Source organism: Enterobacter sp. V89_11 (genome assembly GCF_029967775.1).
Taxonomy (GTDB): domain Bacteria; phylum Pseudomonadota; class Gammaproteobacteria; order Enterobacterales; family Enterobacteriaceae; genus Enterobacter; species Enterobacter ludwigii.
Window position 1 is genome coordinate 40,085 of the sequence record NZ_JASCAN010000019.1, and the last position, 17,451, is coordinate 57,535.

Genomic DNA, 17,451 nt, shown 5'->3' on the forward strand with positions numbered 1-17,451 from the left:
TTACGGCCAGGGGCAATGTTGATGAAAAGTTCGGCACGTTCTCTTTTCCTGTGTTTAGCGATGCTCATCGCGGGTGTCCCCCTGCACGCCGCCGAAACCACTGCCCCGACGACAGCCCCCTATCTGCTGGCAGGTGCGCCCTCGTTCGATCAGTCAATCAGCCAGTTTCGTGAAACCTTCAATAAAACCAACCCCACGCTACCGCTGGATGAATTCCGCGCCATTGACAGCTCCCGGGATACGCCAACCCTGACCCGGGCTGCGAGCAAGATTAACGAGAATTTATATGCCTCCACTGCGCTGGAGCGCGGCACGCTAAAAATCAAAAGCATGCAGATAACCTGGCTGCCGATTCAGGGGCCAGAGCAGAAAGCCGCTAAGGCAAAAGCGCTCGAGTACATGAGCGCGATACTGCAGGCTTTTACGCCCGCGCTGACCAAAAAGCAAAGCCAGCAAAAGCTGCAAAAACTCCTCACTGCCGGTAAAAATAAGCGTTACTACGCCGATACCGAAGGGGCCATACGCTATGTGGTGGCAGATAACGGCGAAAAAGGACTGACCTTCGCTGTTGAACCGATTAAGCTGGCACTATCAGACACACTCGGAGGGGCGAATTAATGACAAAAAGCAAAGCCTTTCGAGGGAAAATCTCTATACTGATTCACAGACCATGCTGCCCGACAGGGCGGCCATATTCCTTAATTCGCTAATTTAGCGTGGAGAATTGAAATGCGACATCCTTTAGTGATGGGTAACTGGAAACTGAACGGCAGCCGCCACATGGTAAACGAACTGGTTGCGAACCTGCGTAAAGAGCTGGCGGGCGTGACGGGCTGCGCGGTTGCTATCGCTCCGCCGGATATGTACCTGGATCTGGCTAAACATGCCGCTGACGGCAGCCACATCATTCTGGGCGCACAGAACGTTGACGTTAACCTGTCAGGCGCATTCACCGGTGAAACCTCTGCTGAAATGCTGAAAGATATCGGCGCGAAATACATCATCATCGGCCACTCTGAGCGTCGCACTTACCACAAAGAATCCGACGAATTTATCGCGAAGAAATTCGCGGTGCTGAAAGAGCAGGGTCTGATCCCGGTTCTGTGCATCGGTGAAACCGAAGCCGAAAACGAAGCAGGCAAAACGGAAGAAGTGTGTGCTCGTCAGATCGACGCCGTGCTGAAAACGCAGGGTGCTGCAGCATTCGAAGGCGCGGTTATCGCGTACGAACCCGTCTGGGCGATCGGTACCGGCAAATCAGCGACCCCTGCGCAGGCACAGGCGGTTCACAAATTTATCCGTGACCACATTGCTAAAGCGGACGCGAAAGTGGCTGAGCAGGTAATTATTCAGTACGGCGGTTCCGTTAACGCATCCAACGCTGCTGAGCTGTTCACCCAGCCAGACATCGATGGCGCGCTGGTTGGCGGTGCATCCCTGAAAGCTGACGCTTTCGCGGTGATCGTTAAAGCAGCAGAAGCGGCTAAACAGGCGTAAAAACCGACTTCCCTCCCCCACCGGGGAGGGAAATTACACTTTCCCCAGCACGCTAAACCACAGATAATCCAGCGGCAGCAGCACCAGATACGTTGCAATCGCCAGCGCCAGACAGAGCAATATCCCCGCCTTTGCAGGCACCTTCCCTAAACCCATTGCCACCACAATCGGCGACGCCTGATACGGCAGCAGCGGCGTGGAATACCCCAGTACCTGAATCATGATCACCGACAACAGCGGGAAACCGGTGGCGTCCGAAAAACTCTGTGCCAGCGTGGTGTACAACGCCGGTACACCGTTCGCGGTCATAATGAAGTTGAGCGCCGTGGTAATACCGGTAAGCGCCAGGAAGCTGGTGAACGGTCTGCTGGCATCAAGCGGCATAATCCGCAATAACGCCTCCCCCACCGCGGAACCGATACCCGTTTGGGTCACTACAATCGCCAGCCCGAGAATCCCCGCCACGTAAATGCAGGTGCGCATGTTCACTCCCGCAGAAAACTCTTCACCGGTGATAAACCCAACGCGTGGCAGCATGACGATGACCGACGCCGCAAGGCCCGTCCACGCCGGTCCAATGCCATGCCAGCTCTCTGTCACCCACATCCCCAGCACCACCGCCAGCAGCCAGGCGAGACGTTTTTCATCCCGCCCCATCGGTTCAGACGGCGTAAGATCGGTTGCCGGTTTCGGGCTGCCGGGGAACAACCAGCAGATCAGGCCGATCAGAATGCCCCCTTTCAGGATCCCGAGGACGGGTGTATGCAGCAGCAGATACGGGACATAGTTCAGATGGATCCCGTACGAGCCCTCCGCGGCGCCACTCATCACCAGATTCGGCACGTTGGCAGGCAGGATGGTCGCCGAGAGCTGGAAGGTTCCGAACCCGACGGCCAGCGCCAGGCCATACCACGCGCGGGAACCGTCGGGGATGGCGGCCCTTTTGGCCATGGCGGCGACAATCGGCATCAGCAGCGCGATACGGCCCATATTCGACGGCATCACAAACGCCAGCGCGTAGCTTAGCCCCACCACGCTTGCCACCATCAATACCCACGAATCCGTGAGTTTTGCCGACAGCGCCCGTGCGGCCCTGTCCGCCAGACCGGTTTTACGGATTGCCACCCCCAGCACGAAGCCGCTAAACACTAACCAGAATGCAGACGAGGCAAAACCACCAAAAATCACCTCCGCCGGGGCGATTCTGGCGGCCATCGCCGCCGTGAAAAACAGCAGCGCGGTGATAAATTCCGGCAATAGCGACGTCGCCCACAGCACGATGGTGACGCCGACTATCAATGAGGGCACAAACAGAGGATGCGTTAACCAGAGCGACATTCCTGTCTCCTGTCGTTTTTTTCAGCAAGTCTACGGCGACAGGCAGGACGAGTAAACGCTATTTATGGTGAGGTCACTTCAGGATATCGCATTGATGATCCTGCAATTCCTCAGCCGATGCGCGATTCAGGGTCAGCAAGTTACGTTCGGTCGCCAGTAAGACAAACGATCCATCCGACTGCTGCGCCATGGCCAGCGCGAAGCGCCCCATATGGTCACGCGCTTCCGGCAGCTCTTCAGCCAGCATCATAAACGGACTGCGCTGTACCAGCTCATTTTCCGTCACGCGACGGGCGAGGTACTCATGCCCTTCCAGCCCGCCCGGGAACGGTAACCACTGGGTACTGATTTGCCCCTGTGCGGCATTAAGCTTCTCGCGCACGTCCGGGCGCAGGCAGGAGATATGGATATGAAAATGGTTCTGCGTACGGCCTGTCGGGGAGTTAATAGTGAGCGAAATTGCGCTGTCCGGCACCTCGGCCCCGCGCTTCATGCTCATAAAGTTGCGTGACTGCCAGGCCAGCCAGAAGAAGTTGGGCGTATTCGGCTCGGTCAACAGCGGGCTTTCGGTTCCTTTGATACGGTAAGTCGGCATCAGGAGATACTGCAGCGGCCCGTTGCGGTCTTTAAACACCACATAACCCGCATCAGGCTTCACCTGCGCGCACGGGGCCGGGTTACGGTGCTGGAGTTGATTCGGCAGACACTGGTCGAGAACGATATGACGCAACGCATTCGGATTACCCGCTTTCATCCAGTACCAGCCACCCGCGGCAAGAATGATGACAACCAGAATCAGTAATAGTATTTTTTTCACAATGCGTTCCCTGTTTTCGATAGTGGCGAAAGAGTAACGCAAAATGATGACCAAATAAAAAACCCGGCGGATTTCTCGCGCCGGGTCACCGTGTCTGTCCTGCTAACGTTTAGCGCTTGCTGATCTGATCGAAAGTTCCGCCGTTAGAGAAGTGCTCTTTCTGCGCTTTCGCCCAGCCGCCGAACTCTTCATCAATGGTGAAAAGCTTCAGTTTCGGGAAGACGCTTTCATATTTCTTCGCCACTGCCGGATCGCGTGGACGATAGTAGTTTTTCGCCGCAATTTCCTGGCCTTCTGGCGAGTAGAGATACTTCAGGTACGCTTCCGCCACCGTTTTGGTCTCTTTCTTCTCAACCACTTTATCAACCACAGAAACGGTAGGTTCGGCGAGGATAGATTCGCCTGGCGTAACGATCTCGAACTTGTCTTTACCCAGTTCGTGGGTGGCGAGCAGGGCTTCGTTTTCCCATGCGATCAGCACGTCGCCAATCCCACGCTCAACGAAGGTGTTCGTGGCACCACGTGCGCCCGAGTCCAGCACTTCAACGTTTTTATACAGCGCTTTCACGAACGCCTGGGCTTTCGCCTGGTCACCGTTGTTGTGATGCAGCGCGTAGCCCCAGGCCGCCAGGTAGTTCCAGCGTGCGCCACCCGAGCTTTTCGGGTTCGGGGTGATAATGGAAACGCCTGGCTTAACCAAATCGTTCCAGTCATGAATTTGTTTTGGGTTGCCCTTACGCACCAGGAAAACAATGGTCGAGGTGTAAGGCGCAGAGTTGTCCGGCAGGCGTTTGATCCAGTTTTTATCGATACGCCCACGCTCGGCGATGGCGTCGACGTCATAGGCCAGCGCCAGGGTAACCACGTCGGCTTCAATCCCGTTGATGACTGAAGTCGCCTGCTTACCGGAGCCACCATGAGACTGACGCACCACCACGTTGTCGCCGGTTTCCTGTTTCCAGTGTGCCGCGAAGGCTTTGTTGTACTGCTCGTACAGCTCACGCGTCGGGTCGTATGACACGTTCAGTAACTGGATGTCCTTAGCCAGAACGCTGGTCGATGCCAGCAATAATGTTAACCCCACGCCCCATTTATTCATCGCCCGGATCTCTTGTGTAGTGTTTTGATGCTTGCAGCGTGCCAGAAAGCTAACCAATGATTAAAGAATAAAAAAAGATTAGCTATAACGTAGAGGAATAAAAAACGAGCAGGCATAAAAAAACCGGGCGGCGATATCGCCTTACCCGGTCTTTATGCGCGTGGACTGCGGACCCGGTTAACTCAGCGCGACCGGGGGAAAGTCACCGCTCAGTACAGTTTTTTTGCGCAGTCCAGCCAGTCACCCTTGAACGGACGCTTCATGTTTTCAATGGCGTCGATGATGTCATGGTGAACCAGTTTTTCGTTCTGAATACCGACGCAACGACCGCCATGACCCTGCAGCAGCAGTTCAATGGCGTATGCACCCATACGTGATGCCAGGATGCGGTCGTATGGACCCGGGGAACCCCCACGCTGGATGTGGCCCAGAACGGTAGCGCGCGTTTCACGTTTGGTTTCGGTTTCGATGTACTTCGCCAGCTCGTCAACGTCACAGATATGCTCGGTGATGGCTACGATGGCGTGTTTCTTGCCTTTTGCGATACCCGCTTTGATTTCAGCCACCAGATCTTCACGGCTGAATTCCACTTCCGGAACCACCACGAACTCACAACCGCCGGCGATGGCCGCAGCCAGCGTCAGGTCACCACAGTAACGGCCCATCACTTCCACGATGGAGATACGCTGGTGGGAAGAAGAGGTGTCGCGCAGGCGGTCAATCGCTTCAACAACGGTGCCCAGTGCGGTGAAATAACCGATGGTGTAGTCAGTGCCTTTGATGTCGTTGTCGATCGTACCCGGCAGCCCGATGCACGGGAAGCCCATTTCAGTCAGACGTTTTGCACCCATGTACGAGCCGTCACCACCAATAACAACCAGTGCGTCGAGGCCACGTTTTTTCATGTTCTCAATAGCCACTTCACGGACGTGTTCATCACGGAATTCCGGGAAGCGCGCAGAACCGAGGAAGGTACCGCCACGGTTGATCATGTCGGACACGCTGTAACGGTCGAGCTGAACCATGCGATCTTCATACAGGCCCAGATAACCATCATAGATACCAAAAACTTCCAGGCCTTCCGTCAGCGCTGAACGGACAACCCCACGAATTGCCGCGTTCATGCCCGGCGCATCACCGCCGCTTGTCAACACACCGATTTTCTTAATCATGACTACCTCTGAACTTAGGAATGCAAAATTGAAATCTGTTGCCGGAAGAATTTATCGACCAACGAATACTGCAAATAGTATATCAATCACTTCCAGCTGAATTGATTCAGGTCAGACCAAATGGCGGTAATTTATACACAAAATGCTGGCCTGGCTCACTTTTTTACAACCAATTACGAAAGCTCAACATGTCCGGGTACAACCGAGCAGGGATCCTGGTGAATAATGACGTCTGAACCAGGAAAACGCTGCAAAATCGCCTGCTCGACCTGCTCAGCAATAACGTGAGCCTGAACCAGTGGCAGGTTGTCTTCCATTTCAATATGAATCTGAATAAAGCGGGTCGGCCCTGACTGCCGCGTTCGAAGATCGTGTGCACCTCTGACACCAGGCCAGGAGGTCACGATAGAAAAAATTTCATTACGTTCTGAGTCCGGGAGGGCGCGGTCCAGAAGCGATTGCACCGCTTCATACCCCATCCGTAAGGCGCTATATAAAATATAGATGCCAATCCCTAACGCAAACAACGCATCGGCCCGATGCCAGCCATACCAGGCCAGACCGAGCGCAATAAGAATAGCGCCATTCATCATAACATCAGATTGATAATGAAGCATATCCGCCCGTACAGCCTGGCTTTGCGTTTTGCGAACAACCCAGCGCTGGAACGTTACCAGAACAAGTGTGCATATAAGTGCCACAATCGTCACGACCACGCCCACGCCGGGATCGTTCATCGGTGACGGCGAGACGAGATGCTGAATACCGGTTAAAAACAGAAACAGCGCGGAGCCGGAAATAAACATGCTTTGCGCCAGCGCGGCCAGCGACTCGGCTTTCCCGTGCCCAAACGTGTGTTCTTCATCTGCCGGTTGCAGCGAGTAGCGCACAACCAGCAGGTTAGTCAGCGAGGCGGCAATATCCATCAACGAGTCCACCAGCGCCGCGAGAATACTGACTGAGCCGGTATACCACCACGCAAAAATTTTAATCACTAACAGGCTTGAAGCCACGATGGTCGCTGCAATCGCTGCCCGACTTACCAGTCTTCCATAGGATTGATTCATAAACGCTCCTGTCATGTCATGCCGCTAGTATAACGGAAGCATGGGGAGTCAAAGGATGAATAAACGGTTAACAAAGCAGAATGAAGGGCAAAAAAAACCCCCACATCATGTGGGGGAAGACAGGGATGGTGTCTATGGCAAGGAAAACAGGGTTTACTGGTTACTACGGGTACTGCTATTGCTACTGAAAAACGTTGTTTCTGAGCTTCGCTGCATCCGTGCAACCTCACGCAACTGGTCCATTCGCTGCTGATGTCTTGTGTTCAAAACCGCTTGCTGCTCGGGCGTTAGCAGGTGGAACATCTGGTTGCGGACCTTCGCCATCTCTACCTGGCGGGCAACCTGCTCCTGTGCCATTTTTTCGGCCTGAGCGCGTACAGCGCTTTCGTCAAATTTTTCTGCGGTGACAAGGCGGTGCATTGTCTCCATTTCGCTAACATTAACAGGGGGCTGGTCGTGTCGTGCCCTCTGCATCAGATCTCGCATCTGTTGACGCTGATGTTCGGTTAAACTTATGCCATCAAACATATGGCTTTGGCTGCTGTGCTGCGTTGCCCCCTCCGTTGAGGGCCCGTTATCGCCGGGGATAGCTACAGCGGCCTGGCTTAATGTACTGAACGCCAGCGTTGAGGCCATGACGGCAGCGGTAACTTTGCGCATCACTTGCTCCCAAAATCTTTCGTGTCGCGATTCAACGAGAGACAGTCTACGATTCAGGCTGCAAACATGCGTCAGGGGGTGTAAAACAACGTAAAGTCATGGATTAGATAGCCTTGATGTCGTAATTTCTGCCTCGGAGGTATTTAAACAATGAATAAAATCCTGTTAGTTGATGATGACCGAGAGCTCACATCCCTTTTAAAGGAGTTGCTCGACATGGAAGGTTTCAACGTTCTGGTTGCCCATGATGGCGAGCAGGCGCTGAGTCTCCTTGACGACAGCATCGATTTACTTTTGCTCGACGTGATGATGCCGAAGAAAAACGGCATTGATACGTTGAAAGAGCTTCGCCAGACACACCAGACGCCCGTAATTATGCTGACCGCTCGCGGCAGCGAACTTGACCGTGTACTTGGCCTAGAGCTGGGCGCGGATGACTATTTACCAAAGCCGTTTAACGACCGTGAACTGGTTGCCCGTATTCGCGCTATCCTGCGTCGCTCTCACTGGAGCGAACAGCAGCAGAACAGCGACAACAGTTCACCGACGCTGGAAGTCGACTCCCTGAGCCTGAATCCGGGCCGTCAGGAAGCGAGTTTTGACGGTGAAACGCTGGAACTGACAGGCACCGAGTTCACCCTGCTGTATCTGCTGGCCCAGCACCTCGGCCAGGTGGTATCGCGTGAACATTTGAGCCAGGAAGTGCTCGGCAAACGCCTCACCCCGTTTGATCGCGCCATCGATATGCATATCTCGAACCTGCGCCGCAAGCTGCCGGAACGCAAGGACGGGCACCCGTGGTTTAAAACCCTGCGTGGTCGCGGTTATCTGATGGTTTCCGCTTCATGATAGGAAGCTTAACAGCCCGCATCTTCGCCATTTTCTGGCTGACGCTGGCACTGGTTTTAATGCTCGTTTTGATGTTGCCAAAACTCGACTCACGCCAGATGACGGAGCTTCTCGACAGCGAGCAACGTCAGGGCGTGATGATCGAGCAGCACGTGGAAGCCGAGCTGGCAAACGACCCGCCGAACGATTTAATGTGGTGGCGCAGGCTGTTTCGCGCTATCGACAAATGGGCACCGCCAGGCCAGCGCCTGTTGCTGGTGACCAGCGAAGGGCGCGTGATTGGCGCCGATCGCAATGAAATGCAGATCATCCGTAACTTCATTGGTCAGGCGGATAACGCCGACCATCCTCAGAAGAAAAAATACGGTCGGGTTGAGATGGTAGGCCCCTTCTCCGTCAGAGATGGCGAGGATAATTACCAGCTTTACCTGATCCGCCCGGCGAGCAACTCCCAGTCCGATTTCATCAACCTGCTGTTTGACCGTCCGCTTCTGCTGCTGATTGTCACCATGCTGGTCAGCTCACCGCTGCTGCTGTGGCTGGCGTGGAGTCTGGCGAAACCGGCGCGTAAGCTGAAAAACGCGGCGGACGAAGTGGCGCAGGGTAACCTGCGACAACACCCTGAACTGGAAGCCGGTCCGCAGGAGTTCCTTGCCGCCGGGACCAGTTTTAACCAGATGGTGAGCGCCCTCGACCGCATGATGACGGCACAGCAACGCCTGCTGTCGGATATCTCGCACGAGCTGCGCACGCCGCTCACGCGCTTACAGCTCGGCACCGCGCTGCTGCGTCGCCGCAGCGGTGAGAGCAAAGAGCTGGAACGTATTGAAACGGAAGCGCATCGTCTGGACAGCATGATTAACGACCTGCTGGTCATGTCGCGCAATCAGCAGAAAAATGCGCTGGTGAGCGAAACGGTGAAAGCCAACCACCTGTGGCATGAGGTGCTGGATAACGCGGCGTTCGAAGCGGAGCAGATGGGGAAATCCTTTACCGTCAACTTCCCGCCGGGGCCATGGCCGCTGTACGGTAACCCCAACACGCTGGAAAGCGCGCTGGAGAACATCGTACGTAACGCCCTGCGCTATTCGCACACGAAGATTGAGGTAGCCTTCTCGGTGGATAAAGACGGGATCACCATCATCGTTGATGACGATGGTCCTGGGGTAAGCCCGGAAGACCGCGAACAGATTTTCCGTCCGTTCTACCGTACCGACGAGGCGCGTGACCGTGAATCTGGCGGCACAGGGTTGGGTCTGGCGATTGTTGAAACCGCCATGCAGCAGCATCGCGGCTGGGTGAAGGCCGATGACAGCCCGCTGGGTGGGTTACGGTTAACGCTGTGGCTGCCGTTGTATAAACGTTCGTAGTCGTTTAGCCGGGCAGCGGTATCGCTGACCCGGCTTGCCTCTCCTGCAGGGAAACTATTTCCCCCACAATCTCCGCGAATTATCTTCGATCTTGCTACTTAAACGGCGTTTCTGCATCGTTCGGGTCCAGCTCGTGGACAGCCCCGCAGCGGACAAAAGCCGATGGTACTGGTCGTCATCAAACGGCATATGCCAGGCAATCGCGCAGGCGTCATATACCGAGACATCACTCAGGCGCGATGCCAGCACCAGCGGCGCATCTGCCGATACCTGACCTGCCAGCACCACCCGATATAACCAGCCCGTTTTACCCGCGCTCTGCAGCCGGGCAGACATGTCACTGATACCGAAATGATAGTTTAGTTTGAAGCACGGCGAGCGCGGCTGCGTCACCTGAATCAGGGCATCGCCCCAGCGGTAGATATCGCCGATAAAGACGTTTTTCTCGGTCAGCCCTTCCGTTGAGAGATTCTCACCAAACGCTGGCGCGACAAACATATCCGCCTGTTCGGGAAACTCGGTTATCCAGTGCTGATAATGTTCCCGCGGATAGTGGCACAGCGCGCGGTCAGGCCCGCCATGGATTTTCTTTTCGGCCTGCTCATCGCCCACCAGCCCGAGGTCGGTTAACGTCAACTCGCCGTCGACCTGAACTTTCGCGATGGCGCTCGGGCGGCTGCCGTCGTACTCCCTTACCTTGCCTGTAAAGACATTCACCGGAAAATGCATCGCTGCTCCTTTCTGCAGATACAAAAAAAGCGAGTCATCAGACTCGCTTCTCACAGGCGTCAATGCAACCTTATTTTTTCGCGGCGAAACGCGCTGCTGCTTCGTCCCAGTTCACCACGTCCCAGAAGGCTTTGATGTAGTCCGGGCGACGGTTCTGGAATTTCAGGTAGTAAGCGTGTTCCCACACGTCCAGACCCAGGATAGGGAAACCGGATGCGCCAGAGATTGCTTCACCCATCAGCGGGGAGTCCTGGTTAGCCGTTGAAACAACCGCCAGTTTGTCACCTTTCAGAACCAGCCACGCCCAGCCAGAGCCGAAACGGGTCGCAGCGGCTTTTTCGAATTCCGCTTTGAAGTTGTCTACAGAACCGAAATCGCGCTCGATAGCCGCTTTCAGGTCGCCCTGCAGGGTGGTACCGGTTTTCAGGCCTTTCCAGAACAGGCTGTGGTTAGCGTGACCACCTGCGTTGTTACGCAGAACGGTTTTCTTGTCAGCTGGCAGCTGGTCCAGTTTGGTGATCAGCTCTTCAACAGGCAGGCTAGCGAACTCTGGCAGGCTTTCCAGCGCGGCGTTCGCGTTGTTCACATAGGTCTGGTGGTGTTTAGTGTGATGGATTTCCATCGTCTGCTTGTCGAAATGCGGTTCCAGTGCGTCGTAGGCATACGGCAGGGATGGCAGTGTATAACTCATAATCCTCTCCATTATTGTCGGGCGGCACAGCTGTTAATGCCGCGTAAGCAGTTGGTTCATTATAGTTAATTAAATGATATTGAAAATGATTATCAATGCCGTAGTTTTTATAAGGTTATTCGGTTTTCGATTATTGCTGAAATTGTGAGTCTGCTCACCCGGTTAACGCGTTGATTGCCATTCAAAACCAAAGTGCGGCAACCTTCCGAAGGTTACCCGACTGCTTAATTTTTACACTCATCGAGTCGGTGGGAAGCCACCGGCATATAAAAACGATGAGGATGTAAACATGAATCATGCGATTACGATGGGTATTTTCTGGCATCTGATAGGCGCGGCCAGTGCAGCCTGTTTCTATGCCCCGTTTAAACAGGTCAAACAGTGGTCATGGGAAACCATGTGGTCCGTCGGCGGTGTGGTCTCGTGGATAATTCTTCCCTGGACCATCAGCGCCATGCTGCTCCCGGATTTCTGGGGCTACTTCTCCTCCTTTAACGCCTCCACCCTGCTGCCGGTCTTTCTCTTTGGCGCCATGTGGGGCGTCGGTAACATTAACTATGGCCTCACCATGCGCTACCTCGGCATGTCGATGGGCATTGGCATCGCGATTGGTATTACGCTGATTGTCGGCACTCTGATGACGCCAATCCTCAACGGCAACGTTGACGTGCTGATCAACACCAAAGGCGGCCAGATGACGCTGCTGGGCGTGCTGGTGGCCGTCATTGGCGTGGGCATTGTCACCCGCGCAGGGCAGCTGAAAGAGCGCAAAATGGGCATCAGAGCCGAAGAGTTCAACCTGAAGAAAGGCCTGCTGCTGGCGGTGATGTGCGGGATCTTCTCCGCAGGCATGTCATTCGCGATGAACGCCGCCAAACCGATGCATGAAGCTGCTGCCGCACTGGGCGTCGACCCGCTGTACGTGGCACTGCCAAGCTACGTGGTGATCATGGGTGGCGGAGCGGTGGTTAACCTCGGTTTCTGTTTTTTCCGTCTGGCAAACGTGAAGACCTTGTCACTGAAAGCCGACTTCTCGCTGGCTAAACAGATGATTATCGGGAACGTGCTGCTCTCGGCGCTCGGTGGGCTGATGTGGTATCTCCAGTTCTTCTTCTACGCGTGGGGTCACGCCAGTATTCCGGCGCAGTATGACTATATGAGCTGGATGCTGCACATGAGCTTCTACGTGCTGTGCGGTGGGCTGGTGGGTCTGCTTCTGAAAGAGTGGAACAACGCCGGGCGTCGCCCGGTGGGCGTGCTGAGTCTGGGGTGCGTGGTGATCATTATTGCAGCCAACATTGTGGGCCTCGGCATGGCGAACTGATTACGCCGCGTTACGACTGCGATGACGCCACTGAACCGGCGTCATCCCCACCTCGCGGTTAAAGACCACCGAAAAATAGTTACTGTCCTCAAAGCCGCAGCGCATCGCCACATCGCTAACCATCAGTTCCGTATGCTGAAGCAGGTACTGGGCATGGCAGATGCGCAGCTGGCGCAGATAGTGGTTCACCGTCATCCCGGTCTGGGTGCGGAATTGCTGGCGCAACGCGCGCTCGCTGCACTGCGCCTGCTCGCAGAATTTCTCCAGCACAAAGCTTTTGTTAAGGCTGCCCGCCAGGGTGGTAATGAGCTTATCGAGCAGGGCTTCCTGCGCGGTAGCCGACGGGTTATCAATGGCGTAGCGATGGCGCGTCAACGTCATGACCAGCTGGGCGAAAAGCAGTTCTGCCATCTGGTGAGCCTCAGGATCGCTTTTCTGGCTCTCCTGCTCCAGCTGAGAAATCACCTGTCGCACCTGCGTCATGCCGTTACTGCTCAGTCGCCAGTGCGCCGCGCACTTCGTATCATTAAAACCCGGAATGTAAGCCGCCCAGTCGACGTTGAGTTTCAGCCTGTCGGGGCAGTAAATCACGTTCTGCAGGACCAGGTCGTTGACCGAAGCGTAGGCGTGTTTGTCTTCAGCACGGATGTAAAACAGATCCCCACGCGTAATGCGGTAGGGCCGATCGTTGAGGATATGCAAGCCATTGCCCCGCCACACCAGCACCAGCTCGCAGAACTCATGAGTGTGCTCGGCAAAGACGTTTTGCGGATAGCGATCCGCCACCGCGACGGCCTGGCCGGCGGAGGCAAAAAAATCCACTTTGCGAAGCATTATCTGAGCAACCACGACACCACCTCGACAGCAAATAACCTGACATTATTAGCGTTTTTGCCCACGGGAAACGGTGACAACCCTCGCGTTACTGCAGTGACGCGTCCTTTCCCTGGCGAATATCGCGCGGTGACCAGCTAAATTCCCGGCGAAACAGGGTCGAAAAGTGGTTACTGTCGCCGAAACCGCAACGATAGGCGATATCCGTGACGCTCTCATCGGTATGACGCAGCAGATGGCGCGCTTTAATCAGGCGCAGACGGTTCAGATAGCGCTGGGGCGTCAGCCCGGTTTGCTGCTTCAGCTGACGATGCAAGGTCCGAAGCGACAGCGAAAAATCATCCGCCAGCGTTTCCCAGCAGACATCCTCGGCGAAATGGTCCTCCAGCCAGGCCATCAGTTGAGTCAAACGCGCATCGTTATTCTCCAGCCCGGCCACCATGCTACTGCGGCGCAGCAGCACCAGCAGCTGCATAAACAACAGCTCACGCGTGGCGATGACGTGGGTCTCCTGTCCCTCGTCGCGCTGTTCCATCTGGCTCACCAGCTGGCGCACCTGCTGCAGCGTGGACTGATTCACCCGCCAGTGCGAAGGATAGATGCCGTCCTTCTCCTGCGGCAGGAGATGGTTCAGCCCGGACAGGAACTGGAACGCATCGGGCGAACGGTAGAGCACGTTAGTCAGGCACAGGTTGTCGGTATGTTCATATAAGTGCCGGTCATGATCGCGCACAAAGCAGACCGTCCCACCACTGATGGTATACGGCTGGCCGTTAAACACATGGATCCCCGTTCCGTGTTCAACAATCACAATTTCGTGAAAATCATGATGATGCTCAGGAAACGCCACCTGAGGGAGTCGCGGTTCAATCGCGACAGACGACCCACCCGAAGGAAAAAAATCCACGCTGTGCAGTACGGTCATAACGGCCCCCACCAATGAGAAATGTTCTCAAAATAGTAATTAAGGCCCCGCCCCCTCACCTTAAATTTTCGACCGTAAACCTCGCAAAAACTGTCCGTTTTTCAAGAAACAGGCTGAAAGATCAGGAAATGCGGTAAGCGTCACACTGCCTGCAAACCCCGTCACGCCTGGAAACTGTGAACTCCCTCACGTTCATCTTTGCTTTCTTGCCAGCCCCGGAAAACCGCTGTCACTGGCGAGAAGGTGGTGATGGGTTCCTTTTTTTACACTCACCGCTAATGACTTTAAGAAGGACACAACCATGACTTTTCGCCATTGCGTGGCTGTAGATCTCGGTGCATCCAGCGGCCGTGTAATGCTGGCCACTTATGACGGCAAGCGGCAGACGCTTTCGCTTCGCGAGATGCACCGCTTTGTTAACTGCCTGCAAAAGCAGGACGGCTGTGAGGTGTGGGATATCGACAGCCTTGAGGCAGCGATCCGCACCGGACTGCAGAAGGTCTGCGATGCGGGGATCCGTATCGACAGTATCGGCATCGATACCTGGGGCGTCGATTATGTACTGCTGGACAGCAACGGTGAACGCGTTGGTTTGCCGATAGCCTATCGCGACAGCCGCACCGACGGCCTGATGGCGCGTGCGATTGCCGGGCTTGGCAAAGAGAATATTTATGGCCGCAGCGGCATTCAGTTCCTGCCATTCAATACGCTCTATCAACTGCGCGCGCTGGTCGAACAGCAGCCGGCGCTGGTTCCCCGCGTGGCGCATGCACTGCTGATCCCGGACTACTTCAGCTACCGCCTGACCGGCAACATGAACTGGGAATACACCAACGCCACCACCACGCAACTGGTGAACATCAACTCCGATAACTGGGATGAACACCTGCTGGCCTGGACCGGGGCTTCACCCTCCTGGTTCGACACGCCGACGCATCCTGGCAATGTGATCGGGCAATGGATGTGCCCGCAGGGTAATGCGATCCCGGTGGTGGCGGTTGCGAGTCACGATACCGCCAGCGCCGTCATTGCGTCACCGCTTGCCGGTAACGACGCGGCCTACCTCTCTTCCGGGACCTGGTCGCTGATGGGCTTTGAGAGCAAAACCCCCTACACCAGCGATGCCGCGCTGGCCGCGAACATCACCAACGAAGGCGGTGCCGAGGGGCGCTACCGCGTGCTGAAGAACATCATGGGTCTGTGGCTGCTCCAGCGCGTGCTTAAAGAGCAGAACATTACCGACCTGCCCGCGCTTATTGCCGACACCGAAAGACTGAAAGCCTGCAGTTTCCTGATCAATCCCAATGATGACCGCTTTATCAACCCGGCGGACATGAGCGCCGAAATCCAGGCCGCCTGCGTCGACGCCGGGCAGCCCGTGCCATCGAAACCGGCAGAACTGGCACGCTGTATTTTCGACAGCCTCGCCCTGCTGTATGCCGAGATCCTGAGCGAGCTGGCCGACCTTCGCGGCCGGCCGTTCACTCAGCTGCATATTGTCGGCGGCGGCTGCCAGAACCAGCTTCTGAACCAGCTCTGCGCCGATGCCTGCGGGATCACCGTGGTGGCAGGCCCGATTGAAGCGTCGACGCTCGGCAATATTGGCATTCAGCTCATGACCCTGGACGAACTCGCCAGCGTGGACGATTTCCGCATGGTGGTCTCGGCGAACGCCACGCTGACCACGTTCATCCCCAATCCCTGCCATGAAATTGCCCGCTATCGGGCACAGTTTCAGCAAAACCGACTGACTAAGGAGCTTTGCGCATGACCACTCAACTTGAACAAGCCTGGGACCTGGCTAAACAGCGTTACGCCGCCGTCGGCGTGGATGTCGATGAGGCGCTGCGCCAGCTCGATCGTCTTCCGGTCTCCATGCACTGCTGGCAGGGCGACGACGTTGCCGGTTTTGAAAACCCGGGCGGCTCGCTGACGGGGGGCATTCAGGCCACCGGCAACTATCCGGGCAAAGCGCGTAACGCCACCGAGCTGCGCGCCGACCTGGAGCTGGCGCTGAGCCTGATCCCGGGGCCTAAGCGGCTGAACCTGCATGCTATCTATCTGGAATCTGACACGCCGGTCGCGCGTAACGAGATCAAACCTGCGCACTTTAAAAACTGGGTAGCGTGGGCGAAAGCCAACCAGCTGGGCCTGGATTTCAACCCATCCTGCTTCTCGCACCCGCTGAGCGCCGACGGTTTTACCCTTGCCCACGCGAACGACGATATCCGCCAGTTCTGGATTGACCACGTAAAAGCCAGCCGCCGCGTCTCCGCGTACTTTGGCGAGCAGCTCGGCACGCCGTCGGTGATGAACATCTGGATCCCGGACGGCATGAAAGACATCACCGTTGACCGTCTGGCCCCGCGTCAACGCCTGCTGGCGGCGCTGGATGAAGCCATCAGCGAAAAACTGAACCCGGCGCACCACATCGACGCCGTAGAGAGCAAGCTGTTCGGTATTGGTGCGGAAAGCTACACCGTTGGCTCGAACGAGTTTTACATGGGTTACGCCACCAGCCGCCAGACCGGGCTGTGCCTGGATGCCGGCCACTTCCACCCGACGGAGGTGATCTCCGACAAAATCTCCGCCGCCATGCTCTACGTACCCCGCCTGCTGCTACACGTGAGCCGTCCCGTACGCTGGGACAGCGACCACGTGGTACTGCTGGATGACGAAACCCAGGCCATTGCCAGCGAAATCATTCGCCACGATCTGTTTGACCGCGTGCACATTGGCCTCGACTTCTTTGATGCCTCCATCAACCGCATCGCGGCCTGGGTGATTGGCACCCGCAACATGAAGAAAGCCCTGCTGCGTGCGCTGCTGGAGCCCACCAGCGCCCTGAAGCAGCTGGAAGAGAACGGCGATTACACCGCACGCCTGGTGCTGCTGGAAGAGCAGAAAACCCTGCCGTGGCAGGCGGTGTGGGAGATGTACTGCCAGCGTAACGACACCCCAGCGGGCAGTCAGTGGCTGGATAACGTGCGGATGTATGAGAAAGACGTGCTGAGTCAGCGCGGATAAATATGCCCTCACCCTCTTCCTGTGGAAGAGGCCACTTTTACCCCCTCTCCCT

18 protein-coding genes are annotated in these 17,451 nt (G+C 56.0%); 7 read left to right on the top strand and 11 right to left on the bottom strand.

Translation table 11 applies throughout. From position 1 onward, the window contains the following. Positions 1-21 precede the first annotated feature (21 nt). Positions 22-618, top strand: a complete 597-nt coding sequence (locus tag QLG09_RS15285) for a DUF1454 family protein (RefSeq protein ID WP_020883954.1) — start codon at positions 22-24, stop codon at positions 616-618. Positions 619-729: 111 nt separating this feature from the next. After that, positions 730-1,497: a triose-phosphate isomerase gene (gene tpiA / locus QLG09_RS15290; protein ID WP_014172206.1), complete on the top strand. Its 768-nt coding sequence runs from the start codon at positions 730-732 to the stop codon at positions 1,495-1,497. Between the two features lie 33 nt (positions 1,498-1,530). On the opposite strand, the gene QLG09_RS15295 is transcribed toward tpiA, so the two are convergent. The 6 genes from QLG09_RS15295 to cpxP all read right to left on the bottom strand — a co-directional run bounded on the left by QLG09_RS15295 (position 1,531) and on the right by cpxP (position 7,650). After that, positions 1,531-2,835 carry an SLC13 family permease gene (locus QLG09_RS15295; protein ID WP_049022999.1) on the bottom strand — a complete coding sequence of 435 codons (1,305 nt, stop codon included), beginning with the start codon at positions 2,833-2,835 and terminating at the stop codon, positions 1,531-1,533. A 73-nt stretch (positions 2,836-2,908) separates the two neighbouring features. After that, positions 2,909-3,652, bottom strand: a complete 744-nt coding sequence (locus QLG09_RS15300) for a CDP-diacylglycerol diphosphatase (RefSeq protein WP_025202751.1) — start codon at positions 3,650-3,652, stop codon at positions 2,909-2,911. Between the two features lie 109 nt (positions 3,653-3,761). After that, complete coding sequence (locus QLG09_RS15305; RefSeq protein WP_032679243.1) at positions 3,762-4,751, bottom strand: sulfate ABC transporter substrate-binding protein; 990 nt, start codon at positions 4,749-4,751, stop codon at positions 3,762-3,764. A gap of 209 nt (positions 4,752-4,960) precedes the next feature. After that, positions 4,961-5,923, bottom strand: a complete 963-nt coding sequence (gene pfkA, locus QLG09_RS15310) for a 6-phosphofructokinase (protein ID WP_014172210.1) — start codon at positions 5,921-5,923, stop codon at positions 4,961-4,963. Positions 5,924-6,096: 173 nt separating this feature from the next. Continuing rightward, the gene (fieF, locus tag QLG09_RS15315; RefSeq protein WP_020883958.1) at positions 6,097-6,990 is read right to left on the bottom strand and encodes a CDF family cation-efflux transporter FieF; all 894 of its coding nucleotides are present in this window, start codon (positions 6,988-6,990) and stop codon (positions 6,097-6,099) included. Between the two features lie 153 nt (positions 6,991-7,143). Beyond that, positions 7,144-7,650, bottom strand: coding sequence for a cell-envelope stress modulator CpxP (cpxP, locus tag QLG09_RS15320; protein ID WP_020883960.1), 507 nt, complete (start codon positions 7,648-7,650; stop codon positions 7,144-7,146). A gap of 150 nt (positions 7,651-7,800) precedes the next feature. On the opposite strand from cpxP, the gene cpxR reads away from it, so the two are divergent. Both cpxR and cpxA read left to right on the top strand, forming a co-directional pair. Next, positions 7,801-8,499, top strand: a complete 699-nt coding sequence (cpxR, locus tag QLG09_RS15325; protein WP_014172213.1) for an envelope stress response regulator transcription factor CpxR — start codon at positions 7,801-7,803, stop codon at positions 8,497-8,499. Further along, positions 8,496-9,869, top strand: coding sequence for an envelope stress sensor histidine kinase CpxA (gene cpxA, locus QLG09_RS15330; protein WP_010436910.1), 1,374 nt, complete (start codon positions 8,496-8,498; stop codon positions 9,867-9,869). Before cpxR ends, cpxA begins: the two co-directional genes overlap by 4 nt. 54 nt (positions 9,870-9,923) lie before the next feature. Here cpxA and yiiM read toward each other — a convergent pair whose 3' ends face one another. Together yiiM and sodA are read right to left on the bottom strand one after the other, a co-directional pair. After that, the gene (gene yiiM / locus QLG09_RS15335; protein ID WP_014172214.1) at positions 9,924-10,661 is read right to left on the bottom strand and encodes a 6-hydroxyaminopurine reductase; all 738 of its coding nucleotides are present in this window, start codon (positions 10,659-10,661) and stop codon (positions 9,924-9,926) included. A 7-nt stretch (positions 10,662-10,668) separates the two neighbouring features. Next, a complete protein-coding gene (gene sodA / locus QLG09_RS15340; RefSeq protein ID WP_014833772.1) occupies positions 10,669-11,289 on the bottom strand; it encodes a superoxide dismutase [Mn] in 621 nt (206 codons plus the stop codon). Between the two features lie 289 nt (positions 11,290-11,578). On the opposite strand from sodA, the gene rhaT reads away from it, so the two are divergent. Next, a complete protein-coding gene (gene rhaT / locus QLG09_RS15345; protein WP_020883962.1) occupies positions 11,579-12,613 on the top strand; it encodes an L-rhamnose/proton symporter RhaT in 1,035 nt (344 codons plus the stop codon). Here the strand turns inward: rhaT and rhaR are convergent, their stop codons facing one another. From rhaR to QLG09_RS22390, 3 genes are all read right to left on the bottom strand, one after another. Beyond that, positions 12,614-13,462, bottom strand: coding sequence for an HTH-type transcriptional activator RhaR (gene rhaR, locus QLG09_RS15350; protein WP_074164838.1), 849 nt, complete (start codon positions 13,460-13,462; stop codon positions 12,614-12,616). Positions 13,463-13,535: 73 nt separating this feature from the next. After that, positions 13,536-14,372 carry an HTH-type transcriptional activator RhaS gene (rhaS, locus tag QLG09_RS15355; protein WP_041162912.1) on the bottom strand — a complete coding sequence of 279 codons (837 nt, stop codon included), beginning with the start codon at positions 14,370-14,372 and terminating at the stop codon, positions 13,536-13,538. A gap of 60 nt (positions 14,373-14,432) precedes the next feature. Next, positions 14,433-14,537: an ABC transporter ATP-binding protein gene (locus QLG09_RS22390; RefSeq protein ID WP_104440762.1), complete on the bottom strand. Its 105-nt coding sequence runs from the start codon at positions 14,535-14,537 to the stop codon at positions 14,433-14,435. A 136-nt stretch (positions 14,538-14,673) separates the two neighbouring features. Here QLG09_RS22390 and rhaB point away from each other — a divergent pair, with 136 nt between their 5' ends. Further along, complete coding sequence (gene rhaB, locus QLG09_RS15360) at positions 14,674-16,143, top strand: rhamnulokinase (RefSeq protein WP_049023000.1); 1,470 nt, start codon at positions 14,674-14,676, stop codon at positions 16,141-16,143. After that, a complete protein-coding gene (gene rhaA, locus QLG09_RS15365) occupies positions 16,140-17,399 on the top strand; it encodes an L-rhamnose isomerase (protein WP_049023001.1) in 1,260 nt (419 codons plus the stop codon). Before rhaB ends, rhaA begins: the two co-directional genes overlap by 4 nt. Positions 17,400-17,451 lie beyond the last annotated feature (52 nt).